This is a genomic window from Streptomyces sp. NPDC017991, assembly GCF_044328075.1.
Taxonomy (GTDB): Bacteria; Actinomycetota; Actinomycetes; order Streptomycetales; family Streptomycetaceae; genus Streptomyces.
The window spans coordinates 1-1,202 of record NZ_JBIRGP010000053.1 but is presented as its reverse complement, the minus strand read 5'-3'; the positions used below and the strand labels follow the sequence as shown (position 1 = coordinate 1,202).

Annotated in this window: 1 rRNA gene; it reads right to left on the bottom strand. The window is 56.3% G+C overall.

The features are described from left to right. Nucleotides 1-21 precede the first annotated feature (21 nt). Nucleotides 22-1,202: ribosomal RNA gene (locus ACH4DZ_RS45030) — 23S ribosomal RNA — on the bottom strand; the annotation flags it as partial.

Here is a 1,202-nt window from a genome sequence, read left to right as displayed (position 1 = left end):
ACACAGTGGACGCGAGCAACTGAGGACAAGCCCTCGGCCTATTAGTACCGGTCAGCTTCACCCCTTACAGGGCTTCCACATCCGGCCTATCAACCCAGTCGTCTACTGGGAGCCTTAACCAATCTAGTTGGTGGGAGCCCTCATCTCGAAGCAGGCTTCCCGCTTAGATGCTTTCAGCGGTTATCCCTCCCGAACGTAGCCAACCAGCCATGCCCTTGGCAGGACAACTGGCACACCAGAGGTTCGTCCGTCCCGGTCCTCTCGTACTAGGGACAGCCCTTCTCAAGACTCCTACGCGCACAGCGGATAGGGACCGAACTGTCTCACGACGTTCTAAACCCAGCTCGCGTACCGCTTTAATGGGCGAACAGCCCAACCCTTGGGACCGACTCCAGCCCCAGGATGCGACGAGCCGACATCGAGGTGCCAAACCATCCCGTCGATATGGACTCTTGGGGAAGATCAGCCTGTTATCCCCGGGGTACCTTTTATCCGTTGAGCGACGGCGCTTCCACAAGCCACCGCCGGATCACTAGTCCCGACTTTCGTCCCTGCTCGACCCGTCGGTCTCACAGTCAAGCTCCCTTGTGCACTTACACTCAACACCTGATTGCCAACCAGGCTGAGGGAACCTTTGGGCGCCTCCGTTACTCTTTAGGAGGCAACCGCCCCAGTTAAACTACCCATCAGACACTGTCCCTGATCCGGATCACGGACCCAGGTTAGACATCCAGCACGACCAGACTGGTATTTCAACGACGACTCCACACTGGCTGGCGCCAATGCTTCACAGTCTCCCAGCTATCCTACACAAGCCGAACCGAACACCAATATCAAACTATAGTAAAGGTCCCGGGGTCTTTCCGTCCTGCTGCGCGAAACGAGCATCTTTACTCGTAGTGCAATTTCACCGGGCCTATGGTTGAGACAGTCGAGAAGTCGTTACGCCATTCGTGCAGGTCGGAACTTACCCGACAAGGAATTTCGCTACCTTAGGATGGTTATAGTTACCACCGCCGTTTACTGGCGCTTAAGTTCTCAGCTTCGCCAGACCGAAGTCTGACTAACCGGTCCCCTTAACGTTCCAGCACCGGGCAGGCGTCAGTCCGTATACATCGCCTTACGGCTTCGCACGGACCTGTGTTTTTAGTAAACAGTCGCTTCTCGCTGGTCTCTGCGGCCACCCCCAGCTCAAGCAGCAA